The 22,566-nt window shown below is 51.9% G+C and carries 18 protein-coding genes; 14 read left to right on the top strand and 4 right to left on the bottom strand.

Going from position 1 to position 22,566, the window contains the following annotated elements:
• The 6 genes from M0R47_RS08925 to M0R47_RS08950 all read left to right on the top strand — a co-directional run.
• Positions 1 to 363: sugar phosphate nucleotidyltransferase (locus M0R47_RS08925; RefSeq protein WP_292553320.1), on the top strand; the 363-nt coding region annotated here is incomplete at its 5' end.
• The gene (gene rfbC, locus M0R47_RS08930) at positions 360 to 905 is read left to right on the top strand and encodes a dTDP-4-dehydrorhamnose 3,5-epimerase (RefSeq protein WP_292553323.1); all 546 of its coding nucleotides are present in this window, start codon (positions 360 to 362) and stop codon (positions 903 to 905) included. The genes M0R47_RS08925 and rfbC, both read left to right, overlap by 4 nt.
• A gap of 344 nt (positions 906 to 1,249) precedes the next feature.
• Positions 1,250 to 1,924 carry an endonuclease III gene (nth, locus tag M0R47_RS08935; RefSeq protein WP_292553326.1) on the top strand — a complete coding sequence of 225 codons (675 nt, stop codon included), beginning with the start codon at positions 1,250 to 1,252 and terminating at the stop codon, positions 1,922 to 1,924.
• Between the two features lie 156 nt (positions 1,925 to 2,080).
• Positions 2,081 to 2,503 (top strand): hypothetical protein, encoded by a 423-nt coding sequence (locus M0R47_RS08940; RefSeq protein WP_292553329.1) that lies wholly within the window; start codon positions 2,081 to 2,083, stop codon positions 2,501 to 2,503.
• A gap of 79 nt (positions 2,504 to 2,582) precedes the next feature.
• A complete protein-coding gene (locus M0R47_RS08945) occupies positions 2,583 to 3,434 on the top strand; it encodes a DUF692 domain-containing protein (RefSeq protein WP_292553331.1) in 852 nt (283 codons plus the stop codon).
• Entirely contained in the window at positions 3,415 to 4,191 is a 777-nt protein-coding gene (locus M0R47_RS08950; RefSeq protein WP_292553333.1) for a putative DNA-binding domain-containing protein, read from the top strand. Before M0R47_RS08945 ends, M0R47_RS08950 begins: the two co-directional genes overlap by 20 nt.
• A 358-nt stretch (positions 4,192 to 4,549) precedes the next feature.
• Here the strand turns inward: M0R47_RS08950 and M0R47_RS08955 are convergent, their stop codons facing one another.
• Positions 4,550 to 5,014, bottom strand: coding sequence for a hypothetical protein (locus M0R47_RS08955; RefSeq protein ID WP_292553336.1), 465 nt, complete (start codon positions 5,012 to 5,014; stop codon positions 4,550 to 4,552).
• Positions 5,015 to 5,176: 162 nt separating this feature from the next.
• Here M0R47_RS08955 and glnE point away from each other — a divergent pair, with 162 nt between their 5' ends.
• From glnE to waaC, 4 genes are all read left to right on the top strand, one after another.
• Entirely contained in the window at positions 5,177 to 8,047 is a 2,871-nt protein-coding gene (glnE, locus tag M0R47_RS08960; RefSeq protein WP_292553338.1) for a bifunctional [glutamate--ammonia ligase]-adenylyl-L-tyrosine phosphorylase/[glutamate--ammonia-ligase] adenylyltransferase, read from the top strand.
• Positions 8,048 to 8,326: 279 nt separating this feature from the next.
• Entirely contained in the window at positions 8,327 to 9,250 is a 924-nt protein-coding gene (locus M0R47_RS08965) for a branched-chain amino acid transaminase (protein WP_292553342.1), read from the top strand.
• A gap of 113 nt (positions 9,251 to 9,363) precedes the next feature.
• Complete coding sequence (gene waaF, locus M0R47_RS08970) at positions 9,364 to 10,434, top strand: lipopolysaccharide heptosyltransferase II (protein ID WP_292553344.1); 1,071 nt, start codon at positions 9,364 to 9,366, stop codon at positions 10,432 to 10,434.
• A complete protein-coding gene (waaC, locus tag M0R47_RS08975; RefSeq protein ID WP_292553346.1) occupies positions 10,431 to 11,480 on the top strand; it encodes a lipopolysaccharide heptosyltransferase I in 1,050 nt (349 codons plus the stop codon). The genes waaF and waaC overlap by 4 nt, the downstream gene beginning before the upstream one ends.
• A gap of 499 nt (positions 11,481 to 11,979) precedes the next feature.
• On the opposite strand, the gene M0R47_RS08980 is transcribed toward waaC, so the two are convergent.
• The gene (locus M0R47_RS08980) at positions 11,980 to 12,255 is read right to left on the bottom strand and encodes a VPEID-CTERM sorting domain-containing protein (protein WP_292553348.1); all 276 of its coding nucleotides are present in this window, start codon (positions 12,253 to 12,255) and stop codon (positions 11,980 to 11,982) included.
• A gap of 471 nt (positions 12,256 to 12,726) precedes the next feature.
• On the opposite strand from M0R47_RS08980, the gene M0R47_RS08985 reads away from it, so the two are divergent.
• Genes M0R47_RS08985 through M0R47_RS09000 form a run of 4 tightly spaced genes read left to right on the top strand, consistent with a single transcriptional unit; the run spans position 12,727 to position 19,162 of the window.
• Positions 12,727 to 16,398, top strand: coding sequence for an ATP-binding protein (locus tag M0R47_RS08985; RefSeq protein ID WP_292553351.1), 3,672 nt, complete (start codon positions 12,727 to 12,729; stop codon positions 16,396 to 16,398).
• On the top strand, positions 16,391 to 17,023 hold the full coding sequence (locus M0R47_RS08990) for a hypothetical protein (RefSeq protein WP_292553354.1): 633 nt from the start codon (positions 16,391 to 16,393) through the stop codon (positions 17,021 to 17,023). The genes M0R47_RS08985 and M0R47_RS08990 overlap by 8 nt, the downstream gene beginning before the upstream one ends.
• On the top strand, positions 17,020 to 18,249 hold the full coding sequence (locus M0R47_RS08995; protein WP_292553356.1) for a hypothetical protein: 1,230 nt from the start codon (positions 17,020 to 17,022) through the stop codon (positions 18,247 to 18,249). Before M0R47_RS08990 ends, M0R47_RS08995 begins: the two co-directional genes overlap by 4 nt.
• 1 nt (position 18,250) lies before the next feature.
• Positions 18,251 to 19,162: a hypothetical protein gene (locus M0R47_RS09000; RefSeq protein ID WP_292553359.1), complete on the top strand. Its 912-nt coding sequence runs from the start codon at positions 18,251 to 18,253 to the stop codon at positions 19,160 to 19,162.
• Positions 19,163 to 19,241: 79 nt separating this feature from the next.
• Here M0R47_RS09000 and M0R47_RS09005 read toward each other — a convergent pair whose 3' ends face one another.
• Together M0R47_RS09005 and M0R47_RS09010 are read right to left on the bottom strand one after the other, a co-directional pair.
• Positions 19,242 to 19,577 (bottom strand): phage holin family protein, encoded by a 336-nt coding sequence (locus tag M0R47_RS09005; RefSeq protein ID WP_292553362.1) that lies wholly within the window; start codon positions 19,575 to 19,577, stop codon positions 19,242 to 19,244.
• A gap of 166 nt (positions 19,578 to 19,743) precedes the next feature.
• Positions 19,744 to 22,275 (bottom strand): NAD-dependent epimerase/dehydratase family protein, encoded by a 2,532-nt coding sequence (locus tag M0R47_RS09010; RefSeq protein ID WP_292553365.1) that lies wholly within the window; start codon positions 22,273 to 22,275, stop codon positions 19,744 to 19,746.
• Positions 22,276 to 22,566: the final 291 nt, after the last annotated feature.

Raw genomic sequence — 22,566 nt, forward strand, 5'->3', positions numbered from 1 at the left:
CTGTATTTTTACGATAATCAGGTCGTCGAGTTGGCCGCCAACCTGGAGCCGTCCGCCCGGGGCGAGCTGGAGATTACCGACCTGAACCGCATTTACCTGGAGCGCAACCAGCTCAATGTGGAAATCATGGGGCGAGGCTATGCCTGGCTCGATACCGGCACCCACGAAAGCATGATTGAAGCCAGCAACTTCATCGAGACCATCGAGCACCGCCAAGGCTTGAAAGTGGCTTGCCCGGAAGAAATTGCCTATCGCAAAGGTTTTATCGATGCCGAGCAACTGGGCAAACTGGCGCTCCCGCTCGCTAAAAACGGCTACGGACGCTACTTGCAGCGCCTGCTGAAAGAGGAGAGTCATCTGTGAAAGTTATCCCTACCCCGATTGCCGACGTGTTCATCATCGAGCCCAAGGTGTTCGGCGATGAGCGCGGCTTCTTTTTTGAAAGCTTTAACCGCCGCCAATTCGCTGAGCTTACCGGACGCGATGTCGATTTCGTGCAGGACAATCACTCGCGCTCCGTGAAAAACGTGCTGCGCGGCCTGCATTACCAAATCCAGCAACCCCAGGGCAAGTTGGTGCGCGTGGTGCAGGGTGCGGCACTCGATGTGGCGGTGGACATCAGGAAAGGCTCATCGACTTTTGGGCATCATGTTGCCGTGGAGCTGTCCGCTGAAAACAAGCGCATGCTGTGGATACCCGAGGGCTTTGCTCACGGCTTCCTGGTGCTTTCCGACACGGCCGAGTTCCTTTATAAGACCACAGACTATTGGCGTCCAGAGTATGAGCGCAGTATCTGCTGGAATGACCCGACGCTGGCTATAAACTGGCCATTGCAAACGGCGCCAATATTATCTGCAAAGGATGCGCAGGGAATGAGTTTGCAACAAGCGGAATTGTTTGAATAATGTCGCCGGTGGTCATTTGCGCAGATGACGCTGGTTTTTGAGTCTTGCTGTCACAAGCTCAATGACGGCTCAGAATTCATTAGATGATCAAGTATAAGGCCCTGAAATATTTCATTGAATTGGGAACTTGTCTGTAAAGTCGATCGCACAACAAAGCGACCATGAGTTACACGCATAATGAATCCATAGCAAACACCAAAGCTAGGGAATCGCCAACATTTCCGCTTCCAGCGCGAACAGAAAGCGTGCAGCTGCCGATTTTCATTTCAGAAAGTCTTGTCCTGCTCTTCAATTATGTTGAGAATACCGGCATATTTTTGAGAGAGAAGCCCCTCCATAACGCCATGAACCAAAAACAACGCCTGGAAATTTTCGATCGGCTGGCTACCGCTATACCTGATCCGACTACAGAACTGAACTACAGCAGCGCGTTTGAATTATTAATTGCGGTCGTTTTATCGGCACAGGCGACCGATAAAGGCGTCAATAAAGCCACAGCCAAATTATTTTCCGTTGCCAACACGCCTAGCGACATTTTGGCGCTGGGTGAGGCAGGGTTGAAAGAACACATCAAGACCATCGGACTATTTAATAGCAAAGCCGCCCATATCATCACGCTTTGCCAGCAGTTGCTTGATAAACATAACGGACAGGTGCCGCAAACGCGGGAAGAACTGGAGGGGCTGGCAGGCGTCGGCAGAAAAACCGCCAATGTCATACTGAATACCGCTTTTGGGCAGCATACCATTGCGGTGGATACGCATATCTTCCGGGTTGCCAATCGTACCGGCCTTGCGCCCGGAAAAAATGTGCGGGAGGTGGAGCGGAAATTGGAAAAATGTGTGCCTAAAAAACATATAAAGGATGCGCATCATTTGCTGATCCTGCATGGCCGCTACACCTGCATTGCCAGAAAGCCGCGTTGCTCAAGTTGTGTCATTGAAGATTTGTGCGAGTATCAGTTTAAAACCGGCTACCAGGATGAGGGTACTGAAAGGAAAGCCAAGCCGTTAAGCTAACGGAATTTATGGAAGATAAGGAATTCATTCTTTATTTAGTTGATTTTGATATGATGAGTGCATTCGATGCGTTTTACGTATCGATTCATCTCCCGGGTTAACAGCCGGGAACGAATTGAAGCTGAATATTTTTGATCTCAACACACTGGAGTTAACATGAAAAAAATTAATAAATCACCTCTAGCTGCTGCAATGGGTGCTGCCGTTCTGTCCACTTTTGCTGCAACTGCGGTTAATGCCGAAGCTAATCCGTTCGGTATGACTGAATTATCAAGTGGCTACATGCAAGTTGCAGAAGCTGATAAGGCTGGCGAAATGGCATGCGGCGCGGCAATGGGTGGCATGCAAAAACCTAAGGCGGCGGAAGGCGCATGTGCAGGCAACAAATCTGCGCCAGCTAAAGCGGCTGAAGGCAAATGCGGCGAAAGCAAATGCGGTGCAATGATGCAAGACGGCAAAATGAAACCCGGCATGGAAATGGCTTGCGGCGCGATGATGAAGGGCAAGGAAGGCGCATGCGGCAATATGAATATGCCTAAGGACTCAGGCAACACACCTAAAGACGCAACCGGCAAATAAGTCCAAGCGTGCTAGTACAGGGAGGGCATGGTTAATCTCATGCCCTCCAGTTCCTCTCAAGTCACAGCAAGGTGTTCTTATGGACACAACCCAAAATCTCGTTCACGGCGCCGGCTTAGGCTTGCGGCGGTCATTTCTAAATCAGATCGTTGAATCTCCTCCCGAAGAAGTCGGCTTTTATGAAGTCGCGCCGGAAAACTGGATCACCATCGGCGGAAAATTCGGAAAGCAGTTTCGCGCAATGACCGAGCGTTTCGATTTTGTCTGCCACGGTTTATCGCTGTCGATCGGCAGTACCGATCCGCTCGATGAAAAATTTGTCCGTGAAGTCAAGCAGTTCATGGCCGAGCATCAGATCAAATTCTACAGTGAACATTTAAGTTATTGCAGCAAAGGCGGGCATTTGTACGACCTGATGCCGATCCCGTTTACTTCGGAAGCGGTGACCCATGTTGCCAAGCGGATCAAGCGCGTTCAGGATATTCTGGAGCAAAAGATCGCCATCGAAAACGTGTCTTATTATGCCGCTCCCGGTCAGGAAATGGCGGAAATCGATTTTTTCAACGCCGTTATCGAAGAAGCGGACTGCGATGTGCTGATCGACATCAATAACATCTACGTAAACAGCATTAATCACGGTTACGATGCCGAAGCATTCTTGAAAGCCATGCCTGCGCACCGCATCGCTTATGCACATATTGCAGGGCATTATGTCGAGGCTGAGGATTTTCTGGTCGACACCCACGGCGCCGAGGTGATCGATCCGGTCTGGAAACTGTTGGGCAAAGCTTATGAGCTTTTTGGCGTGTTTCCGACGCTGCTGGAACGGGATTTCAATATCCCCTCGATGGATGAATTAATCAAGGAAGTGAACACCATCAGTGCGATACAGAAAGCCTGGGGAAACCAACATGCACAGCAGTCCGCTTGAGGCCCGCATGAGCGTCGATTTTAAAGTCAAGCAGCTTGAGTTTGCCGCGTATATCCGGGATCCTGAGAACAATGCGCCGCCTGCCGATGTCAATCCGCAACGGATGGCGATGTATCGCGAACTGTTTTTTAACAATATCGACAGCTTTTTGTCAATCAACTTTCCGGTGTTGCGGACGCTATTGAATGACCGGCAATGGTTTGAGCTGGGCCAGGATTTTTTTGCCAAGCATGTCAGCCAATCGCCGCATTTTTCGGAAATCCCGGAAGAGTTTCTGGATTATCTGCAAAACGAGCGGGACAGGTCGGCGGATTTCCCGTTTATGCTGGAGCTCGCGCATTACGAATGGGTGGAAATGGCCTTGTCGATCGCCAAGGAGGCCTCGCCAGCCAAGCAACAGAACCTGGATGATTTGCCTTGCAGACATGTCCGCTTGTCGCCTTTGGCTTGGCCGTTAGCCTATCAATACCCGGTCCATAAAATATCTCCCGATTTTTTACCTGAAACGGCACCGGAACTGGCTACCTTCCTGGTTGTTTATCGCGACCCGGAGGATGAGGTTAATTTTATAGAAATCACCCCGATCACTTACCGGTTGCTGCAAATAATTCAGGAACATGAAGGTGGGGTGCTGGCGGCTGATTGCCTGAAACAAGTTGCCGAAGAGTCGAAGCATCCCAATCCCGACCTGATTATTGCGGGCGGTTTGCAGATACTAAGAGAATTGGCGGAAAAGACAGTTATTGCGGTAGTGTAGACCGGAATACCCATGGGGCACAGGTAAGCCGTTTTGAGCGATAGAGGGAACCGGCCTGCTGTCCTATATCTGGTAAGAACGTTGCGAGTCAGACCTTCCAGGTTTTTACTGGAGCCGCTCCCGGCGGCTTCAGCACTTCTGACCTCCATGGATGGAGGAAATGCCGAAGACTGCCGGGAGCAGTTTCGGCCGCCATCCATGGCAGTCGTAAAACCTGAAAGGTCTTCTATCGGCATGTTTTTCGCCTAACGCAGAAAACGATTATTACGTGTTGGTGAGTGAGGGTAGACAATCACCACGAAGAAAAGCCAACAAAGTTCAACTTCGCGTTCCTCGCGGTGAATTGTTTTCAAGTCAATTATTCAGTCTGTGGCGCTCTGGAAAAATCCGGTCCTTTAGGGTGAGCATTCTGTTGCAGGCAGTGATAAGCAGCATTTTCATATTTAATCACTAAAGACTGGGCATTTTTATGCTCGCCGATAAACAGTTGAGCTTCGTCGGCAGTCAGATCTTTCATTAAATATTTGGCGATGCACATGCAAGGCGTCGCGTAGCGGTTCTTGTCGAACTCTTTATTAGTTGAATTCTTCAATTCCCGTTGTACGCACTGGTCGGCAAAATCATGCTCAAACTTGTGTTTTTGTATATCGGTTACAGCGGTATCGTGAGAATGGTCAAATGGGTTATGCACGGCGGCGGGCGCTGCCGGTTTCGCCGCTGCGATTTTTTCTTCATCATCCGAGCAGCCGGTAACTGATAATACAATAATCGCGCTAGTCAGCGCGGCAAAAAAGAAGTTCTTGGTAAATGTGGGCGTTTTCATAAGTTTAAATCATAAATAGTTATTGAAATTTATTGAACTTTATCATTTTATTAAGCCTCGTTCTACTCATCTTCGCCGATCTTAACAACATGCTTACAAATAGCGCTACTTGTTGCCGGTGTGTTTTCGTTATCATGGGCTTTTCATTGCTGACTTCCACTCATGTCTTTTATCAAAAATCTCGAACCCGAATTTGCAGCGCTGCCTGATCATTTAAGATCTACGGTAACCGATTCGCTGGCGAAATGGGGTGAACGGCTAACGGAGCTTAATCTCAATATCAGCCGAACGCCGGAGTTTACTGCATCCATCGCCAAGGTCTGGTGTTCCAGTCTGTTTGTTGCCGAAAGCTGCACCCGCAAGCCCGAGTTGCTGGTCGATCTGGTCAATTCCGGCGATTTATCGTCGGCTTATCATCAAAACAGTTATGTTGAAAAGCTGGCGCATGCGCCGGTTGAGACGCAGGCTGAGTTAATGACGAAATTGCGCGATTTTCGGCGCAGGGAGATGGTCAGGATAGCTTGGCGGGATTTGGCCGGGTGGGCCGAATTGTCGGAGACGCTGTCTGAGTTATCGCATCTGGCCGATGCCTGCATTCAATACGCGCTGCATTTTCTCTATCAGGAAGCCTGCGAACTGCGCGGTACGCCGCTATTGTCCGACGGCAGCCCGCAGCAGATCGTGGTGCTGGGCATGGGCAAACTGGGCGCTTACGAATTGAATTATTCTTCCGATATTGACCTGATTTTTGCCTACGCCGAAGACGGCGTGTTGCCGGACAGGAAGGAAACGAGCTATGGCGAGTTTTTCACCAGGCTGTGTCGCAATCTGGTCAAGGTTCTGGACGAGATCACCGTGGACGGCTTTGTGTTTCGCACCGACATACGCTTAAGGCCATACGGCGACAGCGGCCCGATCATCATGACCTTTGACGGCATGGAAAACTACTACCAGACCCAGGCCCGGGAATGGGAGCGATATGCGATGATCAAGGTGCGCCAGGTCGCTGGCGACTTTAAAGTCGGAGCAGAGCTGATGGCGATGTTCAGGCCTTTTGTGTACCGGCGCTATCTCGATTATGGTGCGTTTGAGGAATTGCGTTCGCTAAAAGCCCAGATAACCCAGGAGCTGCGACGCAAAGACCGCATGGAAAATATCAAGCTGGGACCCGGCGGCATACGCGAAATCGAATTTATCGGCCAGGCGTTTCAATTGATCCGCGGTGGCAACGACAAAGCCTTGCAAACCCGGCCCATTCTGGATGTTCTGCAATTGCTCGGCGAACGGGAATTATTGTCGCAAAATGACGCCGACCAGCTTAAGCAGTCATATTGCTTTTTACGTCGGGTAGAAAACCATATCCAGCAATACCAGGACCGGCAGACCCACGATTTGCCGACAGACCCGATGGCGCAGCAAGTTTTGGCCTATTCGCTGGATTATCCGGACTGGGACAGCTTTAAACAGCATCTGGATGAGGTAAGAAAACAGGTGCATGGAATCTTCGATCAGGTCTTTTCGCTGTCAAAGCAGGACAGCGAAAACCAGGATAGCCATAAGATTTGGGCATGCGTGGCGGATGAAACGGAGTTGACGGAGTATCTAAAAGAATACGGTATTCAAGACGCCGCCGCCATGCTCGCCGCGATAAGAGACTTTAAGCATTCGCTTGCGGTTAAAAGGCTGACAGCCAAAGGCGCAGGCGTGCTGGACCGGCTGATGCCCCAATTGATAGAAGCCATGCGGCAGGTCAACAATCCGGATGAAACCTTGGCGCGGATACTCGGTTTGTTTGAGACGGTAGTCGGCCGAAACGTGTATTTATCGTTATTGGCTGAAAATCCCGGCGCCTTGGCCCAATTGATCAGATTGTCGTCGGCCAGTCCGTGGATTTGCGATTATCTGGCGCAATATCCGGTGTTGTTCGATGAATTGCTGGATACCCGTTCCCTTTATGAGCCGCTCAAAAAAGCCGACCTTGATGAACAACTCAAGGTTTTGCTGGCTCAAATTGAGGTGCAGGATCTTGAGCAATTAATGGTGGTATTGCGCCAGTTCAAGCAATTGAATGTGTTGCGAGTGGCTGCCGCCGATATTATGGATGTCATTCCGCTGATGGTGGTCAGCGATTACTTGACCTATATCGCGGAAAGCATCGTCAGCCATGTTGTCGAGCGTGCGTGGCTGATGCTGACGGATAAGCATGGCTTGCCGCCCGATACCGATAACAATGCGATCAACTTTGCAGTCATCGGCTTTGGCAAACTGGGCGGTATCGAGCTGGGTTACGGCTCCGACCTGGATCTGGTGTTTTTGTACGATTGCAAAGACGGCAATGCGATGACGAACGGCGACAAGCCGATTTCCTGCTCGCAGTTTTACGGCCGCTTGGGGTTGAAAATCCGGCATATTCTCGATACCAAGTTGTTGTCCGGCGTCCTCTACGAAGTCGATATGCGCTTGCGCCCCAATGGCGACTCCGGCTTGCTGGTTACTCATATTAACGCTTATGAGGATTACCTGAAAAACCAGGCCTGGACCTGGGAATTGCAGGCGCTGGTCCGGGGCCGGTTTATCGCCGGCGATTCGCAATTGAAAGTACAGTATGAAGCCATACGAAGCCGAATTTTGAGCCTGCCACGGGATACTGAAAGCTTGAAAAACGAAGTCCGCGAGATGCGCGAAAAAATGCGCGAGGCCTTGGCCACCAAAGATAAAGACAAGTTTGACCTAAAACAAAGCAAAGGCGGTATTGCGGATATTGAGTTTATAGTACAATTTGGCGTTTTAGACCAGGCGGCTAAAAATGTAGCGCTGACGACTTACACCGATAATGTCAGGCTGCTTGAAGGCTTGCAGCAGCAGAGATTTATTTCCAAAGCCGATGAGCAAATACTTAAAAACGCTTACTGCGCCTACCGGGATTTCGGGCATAAGCTGGTTTTACAAGGGGACAAGGCGGTTATAGCCGAGGCCGATGTCGCCAAAATGAGCACTCAAGTCGAGCGGATTTGGCATGAGTATATGGAATAGATATTGTCCACGAAAAGCACGAAAGGCACGAAAAAAAGGTATAGAAAAGGACTGGGATTTTCTTGATGCTTTTCTATAGCGGCATGCCGGAAACACCGGTTCTCGCTACTGATCGAATCGGTGTTTCCGGCCTACAAGGCTTTGAGCAATAGTTGCACGAATTGCGTCATAAATATTTTTCGCGCTTTTCGTGTCGCCTAAAGGCGACTACTTTTGGCTTTCATGGACAGCGATGTTATATCAATAAATAGTTACTAAATTAATGTTGGAGAATAAACGATGACGATGGACGATAGAGACGGCGTTATTTGGCTGGACGGGCAATGGGTTGAGTGGCGTGAAGCTAAAGTCCATGTGTTGACACATACCTTGCACTACGGCTTGGGCGTGTTTGAAGGCATCAGGGCTTATCACGCAGAAAAAGGCACGGCGATTTTTAAGATGCAGGATCATACCGATCGCCTGTTCCGTTCGGCGCATATCATGAACATGAAAATGCCGTATGGCAAAGACGAGATCAATCAAGTTCAGCGCGATGCGGTTGCCAAAAACAATTTGGACAGCGCTTATATCCGCAGCATGTGCTTTTTGGGTTCCGAAGGCATGGGTCTGAGAGCCGACAACCTGAAAGTGCATGTGATGGTTGCCGCTTGGTCATGGGGCGCCTATCTGGGCGCGGAAAGCATAGAGCACGGCATCCGCATCCGCACCTCGTCTTATACCCGCAACCACCACAACAGCACCATGTGCAAAGCCAAAGCCAACGGCAACTACATCAACTCCATCCTGGCGTTACAGGAAGCGCGCGCCAATGGCTACGATGAAGCGTTGATGCTGGATCATGAAGGCTTCGCGGCGGAAGGCAGCGCCGAAAACCTGTTCATCGTGCGCAACGGCAGAATTTACACGCCGGAAACCACTTCGGCATTGGAAGGCATTACCCGCGATACGGTCATGACCATTGCCAGAGAGCAAGGTTATGAAGTGATTGAAAAGCGCATCACCCGCGATGAGATTTACGTTGCCGATGAAGCGTTCTTTACCGGCTCTGCGGCTGAAGTGACACCGATCAGGGAGCTGGATAACCGCGAGATTGGCTCTGGCAGCCGTGGCCCGGTCACCGAGCAGTTGCAGTCGCTGTATTTCGATTACGTGCATGGCCGCAGAGACGATCACGCCGATTGGCTGACTTACGTCGCGTAAACGTTATGTAGGGTACGCATCGCGTACCTTTGTTGAACTTGGGTGATGCTGGGAAAATGGTACGCGATGCGTACCCTACTTCGTGGTTTATAAATATATAGTCAGATAAGGTCTTGAAAAGATATCACAAGATTCTAGTTGTCGGCCCTTCCTGGGTCGGCGATATGGTGATGGCGCAAAGCCTGTTTATCACCCTGAAAAACACCCGCCCGGATTGCCAAATTGACGTGCTGGCTCCGGCATGGACATTGTCGCTGCTGGAAAGAATGCCGGAAGTGAACAAAGCTATCGTCATGCCGCTGCCGCGCGGCAAGTTTGGCCTGATGGAGCGCATCAGGCTGGGTCTGAGCCTGCGTTCGGAAAACTATGATCAAGCTATCCTGCTGCCGAATTCCTGGAAATCGGCAATCCCTTCGTTCTTTGCTAATATTCCTGTTCGTACCGGTTACATCGGTGAATGCCGCTGGGGTTTGCTGAACGATGCCAGAAAGCTGGATAAAAACCGGCTGACCATGACTGTGCAGCGTTTCGTCGCATTGGGCCTGCCTGTTGATGCGCCCATGCCGATTGAATGCCCAAAGCCTGCGCTAACGATCAGCAACGATAAGCAACAGCGGGTCATCGAAAAATTCAAGCTGGCGCCGTCAGCCGCCGCATCTGCTCCCGGAAGTCCTGCGGCATACACACCGATAAAAATACTAGCCTTATGCCCCGGCGCCGAATATGGCCCGGCAAAGCGCTGGCCGATCGAGTATTACGCCGAAGTAGCAAAGCATAAACTCGATCAAGGCTGGCAGGTCTGGCTGTTCGGTTCCGAAAAGGACAAAACCGACTCCGAGCAAATCAACAAAGCAACTTTGGGGCTCTGCACCGATTTTACCGGCAGAACTTCTCTAGCCGAGGCGGTGGATTTAATGTCGCTGGCGAATACCGTGGTCAGCAACGACTCGGGCCTGATGCATGTCGCCGCCGCGTTGGACAAAAAAATCATCGCCATTTACGGCTCGTCGGATCCGGGCTTTACGCCGCCTTTGAATGACAAGGCCGAGATTATTTCATTGAACCTTGAATGCGCGCCCTGTTTCAAGCGCGACTGCCCACTAGGCCATAGCCACTGCCTGACCGGAATCACGCCGGAGCGGGTGCTTGAATCTATAACGCTCACCCAATCAGGGCGTAAGTGAAAATCGCCATTGTAAAGCTCTCGGCCCTGGGGGACATCGTGCATGCGATGGTCGCCCTGCAGTTCATCAAGGCGCATTCCCCGGAAATTCAGATTGACTGGATCGTCGAAGAACGGTTCGCCGGGCTTTTAAAAAACAATCCGGATATCGATAACATTCTGACGGTTAACCTGAAAGCCTTAAAAACCGACAAGGCGGGTATTTTTTCGCAGTTTAAAAAGATACGCAGCTATGCAGTCAACAACTACGACATGATCATTGATGCTCAAGGATTGATTAAATCGGCAGCCATCGCCAAATTGGTATTGCCAGGGATGGTGTGCATGCCGCAGGTCGGCCAGGAACTGGCGCAGCGCGGAACACGCATCGCCGGATTCGATGCCGGCTCAGTCAGGGAAAAGGCCGCGTCATGGTTTTATGACGTCAAAGTGGCCTGCGCTTACGACGTCAATACCATCGACAGAAACGCGCTGATACTATCCAGCCCTCTAGGGTTCGACATCAGCACAGAGCAAATCCTTAACAAAAAACCGTTCCTGTTTTTCAACAACGAAGACCCGCAAATATACGATCTCCTATCAAAAGACCGGAGCAATATCGTGCTGGTGATCGGCTCGACTTGGGATAGCCGCAACTATCCGGCCGCCAAGTATGTAAAAATAGCCGAGGCCTTGCAGCAAAACTGTCTGGTCACCTGGGGCAATGGGCAGGAAAAAACCACGGCGGAATGGATGGCGTCGCAATCCGACCTGATCAAAGTCACGCCCAAGATGGATTTGAACAGCCTGAAAGCGCTGATCGCCAAGGCCGATTTACTGATCGGCAACGATACCGGGCCGACGCACATGGCTTGGGGGTTAAACAGGCCGTCAATCACCATCTTCGGCCCGACGCCGGTCAGCCGGGTTTACCAAACCGACATCAACAAGGTGGTCAAGTCCGCGTCTATCGTCAATCCGTATAAACTCAACAAGCAGGATTATTCGATTAAGGATATCGATGAGCGTGAGATTATCGAACAGGCAAGATTTTTATTGTCATTGTGAAAAAAGAAGAGGTGGCTAAAGCTTTGCTGTTTCTATAATGACCTCAACAGGCCGCGATTAACCTTATTAACTGATGTTACGCACAGGATGTGCTTCTCCCGTTTGCCGCGCCGAGCACAGGACAAATCGGCAGGATAGCCGGTTTGCATGCGTAGCACCCACAGGGCGAGGCACAAGGATGTGCCGAGTGAACTAAGCGGCAACCGGATCGCCTTTTCTTTGGTTACTTTCTTTTCGACTGCAAGGATGCAGGAGGTAGAGCAATGCAGGAGCAATTGCCGAGGCGAAGCAAAAGAAAGTAACTCGCCCTCGGGTGCGAGAACCCGGTTCAAATAAACTGTCGCGTTAGCGACGCCTTAAATTTAAAGTCGACTGACTGCGTAACATCAGTTATTAATAATTGATTGGCCGGAAACACCGCCACGCGCTACGTTGCTAACAATAACCAGCTCCCGGTTTTGCCGGGAGAGGAAATTTAACTTGACCGCTATAAGAAGTTTTAAGAGCGTCTAACTCGATATTTTTCACTAGCTAGCAATAAGGCGCCAATTAATATAGCAATTGCGTTAGTTCCTGATGATGCATTAATTTCTGGAGCTCGTGCTACACCATTATTACCTGTTGTATCAGAGTCTCCTCCTGTGTTGGCGGTAGAGATATTATTAATGAAGGCCTCTACCGCGGATCGTTGGTCCGGGTATTTAAGAAAGTAAGCCGCACCACCGGCTGAAGCTAAAAAAATAGATAATATAAGTCCTATTAAATAATTTGACATACTGACTCCCCACCGTTTGTTGTATTTATTATCTGGATTGATATAAACCACACTAGATTATAAGAAAAAACAATTTATACCATTCGTTAAAGTACGTAGTTTTAGAAAACTCCAAATTAAATAACGGCTTGGCTAGCGCAGATGAGCGGAACTCAACGCTCAAAATTAGCATTTGTGAATATATGGGTTATTCCCTATTTGGAGTAGCGCTGTAAGGCAGATTATTTCTAGACATTAATGAACGTGAAGTTATTGAACAGACAAAGTTGTTATTGTCACTATGAAAACAAGCAACGTTTGTGTCACACCAAGCCGGGCAATTTTGATCTTTACGAAATCGCGAGCAGTAGTGCAGCCACTGTTCCATAGCCAGACATCGGGCAAACCGGATTAAACCTGTTGCGCGTTCCCCTGATTACGACATTTAATTTTGCAGGATGACCGCGAGCCATCCTGATTTTAAGGAATAGCATGACTGATATTTATCAGCTAAAAAAAATCATTTTGATCGACAGCTTCTGGGCTGGAAAAACCGTTTTACTGAAGCTGGACGGACATACCAACCTCAGCGGCACCAACGGCGCCGGCAAAACCACGTTTTTGCGGTTGATGCAGCTGTTCTGGGGCGAACGGCCCAGCAACATCGTCGGCGGCAGCGGCAGCAAAAAAGGCTTTCTGGATTATTACCTGCCGCGCGCCAGCAGTTATCTGGTTTACGAATACCAGCGTCCCCACGGACAGATTTGCCATGTGATGGTGCAAAGCGACGGCCGCGCCGCCAAATACAAGTTCATCGATGCGCCGTACCGGCAGGATTTTTACATCAACGAAAACGGCTACCCGCGCGACAGCCAGAGCATAGAGCGGCTTTACCGCAGCACGGCGGAAGTCTCCAAATTCGTTGCGGTCGATGACTATTGCAGCATCATCCAATGCCATCAACTGAGCGGCGGCAAGAAAGACCTGCGCCTGTTGCAAAACCGTTATGCGATGGCCAGGACGCCGATCAACCACATCGAAAAAGTCATCGGTTCGGTGATCGAAAAAATCGGCGATTTCGACGTCATCAAGCAAATGCTGATCGATATTTCCCGCGGCAAACTCAGCCAGGCCTTCCTGCAAAACGAAGACGAACAACAACCCTTTCAGTTGAACAAGCAGCACATCGACGCCTGGCTGGCCGATTTGAACGCGGCAAGGGAAATCGAGGCCAAGCGCGCCGATTTCGACCGCTTGCTGCAAACCATAGCGGAACTAAAGCAAACCCTGAAGTCTTTGTCCCACCTGCATTTTTTGGCGCAAGGTCAATACAAAAGTTGCCAACAGGAAACGCAAGCACTGGAAAACAGCCTCAAAGAGTTAAGCCGGCAGCGCGAGCAATTGCAGCAAGCCAACAAGCAACAGTTGGAGCCCAAAGAAGATGCGCTGAACGAAGCCAAGAGCCGCCTGAAAGAATTAAGCTATCAGATCGAAGCGCTGGAAGCGAAAAAACTGGACTTTGAAGAACAAGGCGCCGAAAGCTTTGCGATCAAAGCCGCCAAGGCGGAGCAATACGCTAAAGCGCAGCAGGATATTCAAGCCGAGCTGGATGCGCTGGAACACAAAACCCAGGAAATCAAACGCTTTTACGAAAAACAATTAAGTGAATTGCAGCACCGGCACGAAAAACAAATCCAACTCTATCAACAGCAATGCTCCGACTCGCAACTGCGGCAAAGCCAACACTTACGGGAAGCGGATGCCGAATTCCAGCAGCGCAAGGACCGCTTGTTTCAGGATAAAGAAGCACGCCTGCATCCTGTAAAAGAACAGCGCGGGCAATTTTCGACCGAGTTTCAAGTCAAACAAAATCAACAGAAAAATCCGCCGGTTCCGGCCGCGTTGATCGAACAACAGCAGAAAAACCGGGACGCTTTGGAAGCCGCCGGCAAATCCTCCAAACAGGCTTATCAAGTCCAGGCCAAAGCGCAAAGCGATTACCAACAGACCTTGAGCCATTTCCAGCAAACCGAACAGGAACTTAAGGACAAAAAAATCGAACTGAAGCGCAGCCAAGAGCGCCATGTCGATTGCCAAAAACGCCTGCGTCCGGAACCCGGTTCGCTGCAATATTTCCTGGAACAGGAAGCCGACGGCTGGCAGCAGAACATAGGCCGGGTCATCGCGCCGGAACTGCTGGACCATACCGGCCTGAATCCGCACTGGAGCGACCAGCCAGGCAACGATTTTTACGGTCTTGACATCAACCTGGAGGCTTTAGCCGATCACAGTTATTTGACTGCCGACAAGGCGCAGCTGGAACAACAGGAAAAAGCCCTGTTCGAGCAGGTAACTAAACTCAGCAAAGAATGCGAAGGGCTGGAAGCCGGCTTGCAGGCCGTCAATAAGTTGCGCGAGCAAGCCAAGTCGGCATTGGACTCGGCTCAACAACGCGTGAAGCAGGCCGAGAATCAGGAGGATGCGTTACGTAGCGAGGCTGGCGCGCTGGCCGACCAGATCAAGGCTGAAACCGAAAAAGCCAGACAGCAACTGGAACAGGAAATCAACCGATTATCCGCCGATATCAAAGCCTGCGACCAAGCCCTGGCCGGCATCGAAACCGAACACCAGCAGGCGTTACAGGCTTTGCAAGACGAACATCTGGCGCGTAAAGGCATCATCGAATCCGACTGCAAAAACCTGTTGGCAACGATAGCCGAGCAAACTGAAACCGACACCGGGCAATTCAGGCAGGAACAACGGCGCATCGAGCAACAACTGAAAAGCGATTTAAAAGCCGGCGGCAGCGACGATACCGTCATTAAACTGACCGCAAAACTCAAGGAAACCGCACAGCTGGAACGCGAAGCGCGGGGCTTTCAACGCAAAGCCGAAGATTACCAGGACTGGCTGAAAAATCGCTGGCAACAACATCCTGAACACTGCCGGCAACGCGACGATTGCCAGCGTCGAATTCAGCAATTGCAAGACGAAATCGACCGCTTGAAGCAGGATTTTCAACGGCGACGGGCGCAGTTGAATCAACAAATTAACGCCCAGGAAGAGCAACTGAAGAAAAACAACAGTTTATTGGCGCAACTGGAACAATGCACCGATCAATTGCGGAATTGCCCGCCGGTCTGCGCGGAAGACCAACCCGAATACGCGCCCGGTACGCTGCCGCGCCTGACGCAGGACACCCTGAAGGCGCGCAAGCGTCAGGAACGCGACATTCAAAGCGGCAAGCAGGCCCTGGCTCAGTTCTTTAACAAGCACCAACGCAGCCAATTGGCCGAAGCCTGGTCGCAGGCCCAGAACGCCTCGCCTCATCACAGCGAATTTTTCCAGGCCGAAGCGCTGGAAATCGAGCAACCCTTAATCAACGTGTTGCAGATGGTTGGCCATGTCAAACAGGCCACGGTCCAACAAATCGAATTGCACGCTTTCAGCGTCAACAATTTTTATCAACATTTGCATAACTTCGACCGCGCGATCAAAAGTACCGGCGCGGAGTTGTCCAAGTACGTCAGCGAGGAACGCTATTTCGTTGCACTCGGCGAGATCACCGTCAATATCCGCTCGAAGATGAGCGACCTGGAATATTGGCAGGCTTTGAAAAAGTTCGGCGACCACTACGGCCAGTACCGCGATAACGCCGAGTTGGGCGGCCAAGAGGATATCCCCGATGCGCTGGTGCAAGCCATGGGCGAACTGACTGCGCTGCTGCCGGCCACCGGCGTCAAGATCAAGCATTTGGCGTTGTTCGATATCGAATTCAGCATCTTCGAAAACGGCCAGCTCAAGCATGCCCGCAACGCCAGGGAATTGAAGGACGTCAGTTCGACAGGATTGTCCTATCTGGCCTTGATCACGTTCTTTACCGGCGTAACGTCGATGCTACGCAAGCAAAACCAGACTGTAGTTTGCTGGCCGATTGACGAATTGGGCGATCTGGCCCCGGAAAACATCGAAGCCATGATGAATCTGCTGGCCAAGAAGAAAATCCACATTTTGTCGGCGACACCAACCGCCGACCGCCATGTGCTGGGCCTGTTCAAACGCCGCTATCTGATAAACCAGCAAAAGCTGCACGAAGTTGAACTGCCGCAAAGCAAGCTGGATCAACTGTTGAACGCATTACCCAAGGAGGCCGCCCATGTTTAAGCACGTTGCCGAAGCCCTGCTCAGCGGCCATTTCATTTGTCCGACCGCTTACCCCGACGCTTTCGAGTATTTGTCGCAGCCGGCCAATGCGGACAAGATCAACGCATTTTTGCAGCCCTTGGAGCGGGAATTACTGAATCTGGACGGCGAACTGTTTTACGCCGCCTACACCGTGGTCGACGACAGTAACCGCGCGGCGATCAGGGACGCTTTTTCCGAAACCCGTTCGCAATTGCGGCCGGTGGTCGAATGGATGGATATGGTCATGACCGCGCTGGGCCAGGATATGCCGATCCGGGCCCGCGACGAAATCCGCTTGCACCAGTTGTTGCAAGTCATCGAGCACGAGCCGTCGCTGTCGGAACAACTGAACCGGCTGACCCAGTTGACACTGTTCAAGACCAGCAAAACCACCATTTCCGAGCAGTTGTCCTGGGTGTTGCAAAAACTGGAACAATCGGGCTACCTGGCGCGGCCCAATGCGCAGGCTTCGGTTTATATCGCCACCGGCAAGATCAATTATCTGCATAGGATCATCGCCTTCTTGAACGACGCCGAAAACCTGGAACTGGACCAACATACGGCCGGCGGCGAAGACGGCGAACAGCAGGAACTGTTTTTATGAGCTTCGACCACGAGCAAATCGCAGGATTAATCCGCAAGCTGGCCGGCGCCGATCAACTGTTGGCGCAAACTTATATCAACGGCACGGTGTTTGCCGACGACGACAACCGCGGCGCGATCGACAGCCTGAAGAAATCCGGCATTTTGCGCAGCGCCGACACCAGCGACGAATACCGCCTGACCGGCGATCTCAAGCGCCTGATCGACCGCCTGCTGCTACGCAACCAGCGTTACCAGCAAAACATCAATATGGCCAAGATGATCGTCAGCGTCGAGGAGGACATTGAAGACTACCGCCGGGCGTTGGAGCAGAACAATCAGGACGAGGCCCATCATCATCTGGAACAGATCGACGATACCCTGTACGAAGCGACCGAAGCGCTGGAGAACAGCCTGAGCGTGATGTTCGCGGCGATCACCAGCCAATTCGGCTTCGTCAGTTCGCTGAACAGCAAAATCCGGCAAAACCAGCGGGCGCTAACCTATGCGCAACAACTGGTGCAGGAACTGAACCAGGTCAGGATAACCGATTGTTACGACTGGTTGAGCTGGAGCGGCATTCCGCCGGAACTGAGCCGGAAAATCATCCGCTTCATCGATCAATACAAAAGCATCGTCGAACGGCTGACCGGCATCGTCGGGCGCATGAAAGAGTTGCTGTTTAAATTGAGGTTGCAGGAGCAAACCGCCAACCGCTGCCGGGCAATGGCCCAGTTTTTGCGGCAACACCCGGAATGGGAACCGCTGGACTGGAGCGAGGACGCCGGCGTTCCCGACCTGTTGCGTCGAGGCACAGGCCTGAAACTCCAGCCGGGCATCGACACAGCCAACCCTGTGTTGCAGGCCGATCTGGCCGCTATCGTCCAGGAACTGCGGCGCCAGTCCAAACCCGTCGCGCCGTTGGGACGGGACAGTGCCGCAGCGCCGCTGGACACTCAGATGCCCAGCCGGATCGAACACAATCAAGACTTGTACGACAGCCACATCGAAAACCTGCTTGCGCTTGCCCTTGAACAGCAAGGCCGCAAGGTTTCGGCGCTGTGTTATTGGAGCGAGCAAGGTTTGGAAATCAAAGCGGAGCTATGGCTGGACATAGTGTTCGCGCAATATTGCTGCCTGCCGCAACGTATGCGCCGCACGATTGCGTTGGACATGCAAGGCGAAAACCTGGAAGGCTTCGACGGCAACCAGGTTATAGAGGAAATCCTGTTGCAGCGGGTTGCATGACATGAACCGGCAGATTTATGACTGGATTAGAGAACTGGTCAGAGACAAGCCCGACCAAACCACCAGCCGCCGGATTAGCCTAATAGGGAGTCAAGTTCTGGCGCGTTACGGCTGCGGCTATATCAGCAACAACTGTTTGGTTTTCAACGCCGAGCACAAACGCCGCCTGCGCCAACGGGTAAAGGACGAAATGGGCCGGGACCCGTTCACGGAGCAACTTCCGGACGACCGGTTGGAAATGGCCAAATACCACGCCAACGAAAAACTGGCCGCCAAAACGGCCGGAAACGACCAACTGTTGTTGAACAGCGCGGACGGCATCGTCCGCGTCAATAACGCACAAATACAACTCTATCCCGAAAGCATAAAGACGGCCGGCCTGCTGTGCCTGAACTCCAGTATTAACACAGTCGAGCACCGGACTATCGTAGTCGTCGAAAACTTAGCCATCATGCCGTTGTGCCACACTTGGCAACTGCCATTGCCAGATCTACGCGCTCTATGGGTCTATCGCGGCGATCACAAGAGCGGCGCCAAGGCCGAGGCTTGCCGCGACTTTTTGCAGCGCTTCGGAAAAGATAAAACCGTCATTGTCTTCAGCGACATGGACCCCAAAGGGCTGGAAATAGCGCTGACTATGCCTCATGCCCAATATTGGCTAGGCCCGGAACCAAGCGCATGGGACGGCTGCTTTAAGAGCACTTATGCCAGTCGTAGCGGCTATGATATACAAAGCGATGCCATGGCTTCTCTCATGAAAAAATGCGATGCGGGGCTTTTGGCCGATCCGTTCAGCGACCTTGTGTTACGGATAAAAAAGGAACGTAGCTCTTACCGGCAAGAACATGGTTATGCGCATAATGTTGGCCTGTCGCTCTTTCCCATCAAGCAGGAGATTGCATTGTTAGGTTAAGACATCGCACTAATCTTACCGCGTCCCCTCATCAAGGGAACGTCGGGCAATCGAAAACGCTTGCCCGAACTCAAGGAGATTAGATAAAAATATCAACGACAAGATTGAGCAAGGTGAGCACCAGGCTGCCGATTAGCGCGGGCCAAAAACCTTGAACGCGTATACCCGGAGCCAGAGCCGCCACCAGCCACAGCATCAGCGCGTTGATTACCAGCAGAAACAGCCCCAGGCTGAGAACCGTAAGGGGCAATGTCAGAAAAACCATCACCGGCCGGACTACGGCATTTACGAAGCCGAGAACAAGCGCACCGATGATTGCCGCTCCCCAGCCTTCTACCTGAACGCCGCGGACGAAGTGGGCCACGATCAGTAATAAGCCTGCTGTCAGAATGAGATGTGCAAAGAACGATAACATATGGACCTCCAATCAGGTTTTAAGCTGCAAGGCGCAGGATGGATTCGGCTGCGACTGCCGAGCAAGCCATCTTTCATGATGGGCTGTTGCCAGCCAAGTAAATCAGGCATTTCAAAGGCCGGTTTCAGTTACAAGCCTTATGCCTGGACTAAAAAACCCGCCCGGCTTAAACCAGATACCGGCTCCAGCTTCCGTAGCGGTTTTCGATTTTGCCGCGAGGTATGCTCGACAGAATCAGCAGCACCCCAGCCAACATGCCGGACCAATCAGCAGCCGGGCTTCCGCCGTCGAGCATCCAGGGCGCGATCATCAGCGGAATGGCCAGCAATATATTGATAAAGCGAGCAGGGCGGGCGGATTCCGCCAACGCGGTAATCGCCACGGTAATGACCAGGGAGCCGATCAGGTGGTCGCTGTTGGCTTGCTCGCCCTGGGTAGCAAAAATCAGCCGGGTGCACATTAACCAGACCCCGATTGCCATGCTCAAAACCAACGACCACGGCACATTAACGCCGCCGCCGAACATGTCCTGGAGCACTGTCCAAGCCGGTCTTTCAAAATTATCGACCTCCATTTTGCGGCCGCCTTCCATGGTATCGCCGCGCAGGAAGGCCAGCAGCACCGATTTGCCTTTGCGGCGGCGTTCCGCCAGAAACTGGCCGGTGGCAACCAGTTCATCGACCGAATAAGGAATCTGGATGAGCATGGCGGCAGCGGCAAACAGGCACAGCGTGCACCAGGTTCCTATCAGGATGGGCTGGATGATGATAAAGAAGATGCTGACGATGCCCAGGGGCACAATCATCACGCCGAACAGGACCACCAGCCAGGGCATGGTGCGCCAGCGGTCGCGGCCGCCAATGATGCCGGTCAGTATCTCCAGCGCATAAGTCACCGCCCCGAGTCCGGCGTCGGGGACGGGCCATGCCTTGGAGATGTCAGAGGTGATGATGCGTGCGGTGCCGTCGCCGAAAAAAGGGTCCCAGGCATTGCCGATATGGCCCAATTGATAGGCGGCAAGATAGCGGGAGATGTAGAATCCGATGAAGGCCAGAAAGATGATCGGTATGCGCTGGGTCCACGACGACGGGCAGTAGTCCCAGCCGGGCGGGATGTCGGGGCCGGTCATGCGCGCCACCAAGCCGATGCCCGGCATGGGGCGCGCCAGCACGGCAAAGCCGATTACCAGCAAGCCCGCCAGCGTATCATTCAGGTAAGCCGAAGCGCTGGGCGTCCAGAATACCAATGGTGCAAACAATAGCCATAATCCTACCGCGGCGTTGGCGATACGGGCCCAAGCCATCCGTTGCGATAGCGACAGCGCCCCGAACAGAAGCACCAGGGCGCCGCTGACCAAGTCATTGATAATCATTGTCTGCTGTTGATAACCTAGAATGGCCGGGCTGGTTATCAGCCAAGTGCCCATGGCCATGTTCAGAAAATGCGCCCAAAGATTTTGCCGATGCTCATCGCGCAACGACCGGTTATAGGATTCGATAAAACGGTCGGCGGGCTCAGGCTGCGCGACCATGGTTTCGACCCACTCGGCAGGCCTGAGTTTATTGCGCTTATACCAGCTCATAGGGTCGGCTTTAAGCGCGTTGACGATCGGCGGCAGCGCGTCGCGTAGCGAATGTTTGGGCTCCCAGTCCAGCAGCTTTCGGGCGTTGGATATATCCAGCTCATAATGGTCATCAGCCAAATCAACCATAAACGGCTTGATAAAAGGTTTTTCGCCTTTGTCGATGGAATCCGGTATCACAATCTCCATCTGCTCTTGCAAATGCGCGCCGACTTTGGCGAACATTTTCGGCAGCGTTTCCGTATCCCACGTTTCGCCGTGGATCAGAAAGCCGATTTCATTTTGCAGGGCCTCATAGCCCATCGTCGACGGTTCGCCCAGCAGTAGCCGGGTTTCCGCAGGTAATTGCTTACGCTTTCGGACGGTGCGGGAAACAGCGTCAAGCAGATCGTCGATGTGAATAAACGCTTGGCCGTGAGAAATATCGCCGGCAAAAACGCGGCTGGTCAATTGGCGTTCGTAAATCCGTTGTATCTGATGCGCCAGTGTCGGCGGCTGGACATGATCCGTATATACGCCGGCGATGCGGAGCAGCGCATAGTGAATGGCGCCATGCTCGCTTTGGACGACCTGCTCCGTCTCCAGCTTTGACTGCGGATAGGCCCACTTGGGCTGTAACGGCCAATCCTCGTTGATCGGTACGCCGGGCTCGGAGGGGGCATGGACCAGCATGGTGCTGGCATAAATGAACTGTTCGACTTCGAAGTTTTGCAAGGCGTGCAACAGGCGGCGGGTGCCTTTGACATTGACTTCTTCATAGAGCGGATTGGGCTCGCCGGTGAAATCATAGTAGCCGGAAAAATGGATAACCGAGGCGATGCGCTTGCCGAACCGCTTTCGCAACTCGTCCATGGCCTTGTTGACCGACTGGTCCGAGGTTAAATCGCAAGGGATGCAGGAAACATGCTGCAAAGATTCGGATTTACTACCCACATTGGGGGCGCAATCTTTATCCAGGCCGATAATGTCATAATCTTGTACCAGCGCTTTGCTGAGTGAAAGTCCGAGAAAGCCGCCGATGCCGGTAATTATTATGATGTCTTTTGCTCCGCCGTCAGTTTTTTCTGATATCGGATCTTCCGTTGTTCGCAAAACGATGTTGTCTTTTTTCTTCATGATCGCTTTCTCCTCAACTGTTTGAACAGTCCCCAAGTTTTGGGTGACTTACCTATCCAGTGAACAGTCATTACCTTGCCGGAGCGTAATGACGCGAGAACTTTGTTTTGTACTCCCTTGGCAGTGGTTGTCAACTCTACTTGCCAACTGCGCGGCAATCACAATTAAGTCGGTGTCGGGGTAAGTACTTATTTATTGTGGAAGCGAGTCCGGTTGCTTTGCCTTTGTCGTAATGAGCTAAACCTTTCTTTATGATCCGAATTAGAGAAGATAAAATCCATGGTTTTATAG

Origin of the sequence: Methylobacter sp., from assembly GCF_023227905.1 — a bacterium.
GTDB lineage: Bacteria > Pseudomonadota > Gammaproteobacteria > Methylococcales > Methylomonadaceae > Methylobacter_A.

Coding starts and splice junctions, on each gene's coding strand:
- M0R47_RS09010 (WP_292553365.1), bottom strand. CDS start 22,275: ATGAAGAAAAAAGACAACATCGTTTTGCGAACAACGGAAGATCCGATA.
- M0R47_RS09000 (WP_292553359.1), top strand. CDS start 18,251: ATGAACCGGCAGATTTATGACTGGATTAGAGAACTGGTCAGAGACAAG.
- M0R47_RS08945 (WP_292553331.1), top strand. CDS start 2,583: ATGGACACAACCCAAAATCTCGTTCACGGCGCCGGCTTAGGCTTGCGG.
- M0R47_RS08980 (WP_292553348.1), bottom strand. CDS start 12,255: ATGTCAAATTATTTAATAGGACTTATATTATCTATTTTTTTAGCTTCA.
- M0R47_RS08940 (WP_292553329.1), top strand. CDS start 2,081: ATGAAAAAAATTAATAAATCACCTCTAGCTGCTGCAATGGGTGCTGCC.
- M0R47_RS08955 (WP_292553336.1), bottom strand. CDS start 5,014: ATGAAAACGCCCACATTTACCAAGAACTTCTTTTTTGCCGCGCTGACT.
- nth (WP_292553326.1), top strand. CDS start 1,250: ATGAACCAAAAACAACGCCTGGAAATTTTCGATCGGCTGGCTACCGCT.
- M0R47_RS08995 (WP_292553356.1), top strand. CDS start 17,020: ATGAGCTTCGACCACGAGCAAATCGCAGGATTAATCCGCAAGCTGGCC.
- M0R47_RS08965 (WP_292553342.1), top strand. CDS start 8,327: ATGACGATGGACGATAGAGACGGCGTTATTTGGCTGGACGGGCAATGG.
- M0R47_RS08990 (WP_292553354.1), top strand. CDS start 16,391: ATGTTTAAGCACGTTGCCGAAGCCCTGCTCAGCGGCCATTTCATTTGT.
- M0R47_RS08950 (WP_292553333.1), top strand. CDS start 3,415: ATGCACAGCAGTCCGCTTGAGGCCCGCATGAGCGTCGATTTTAAAGTC.
- M0R47_RS08985 (WP_292553351.1), top strand. CDS start 12,727: ATGACTGATATTTATCAGCTAAAAAAAATCATTTTGATCGACAGCTTC.
- glnE (WP_292553338.1), top strand. CDS start 5,177: ATGTCTTTTATCAAAAATCTCGAACCCGAATTTGCAGCGCTGCCTGAT.
- M0R47_RS09005 (WP_292553362.1), bottom strand. CDS start 19,577: ATGTTATCGTTCTTTGCACATCTCATTCTGACAGCAGGCTTATTACTG.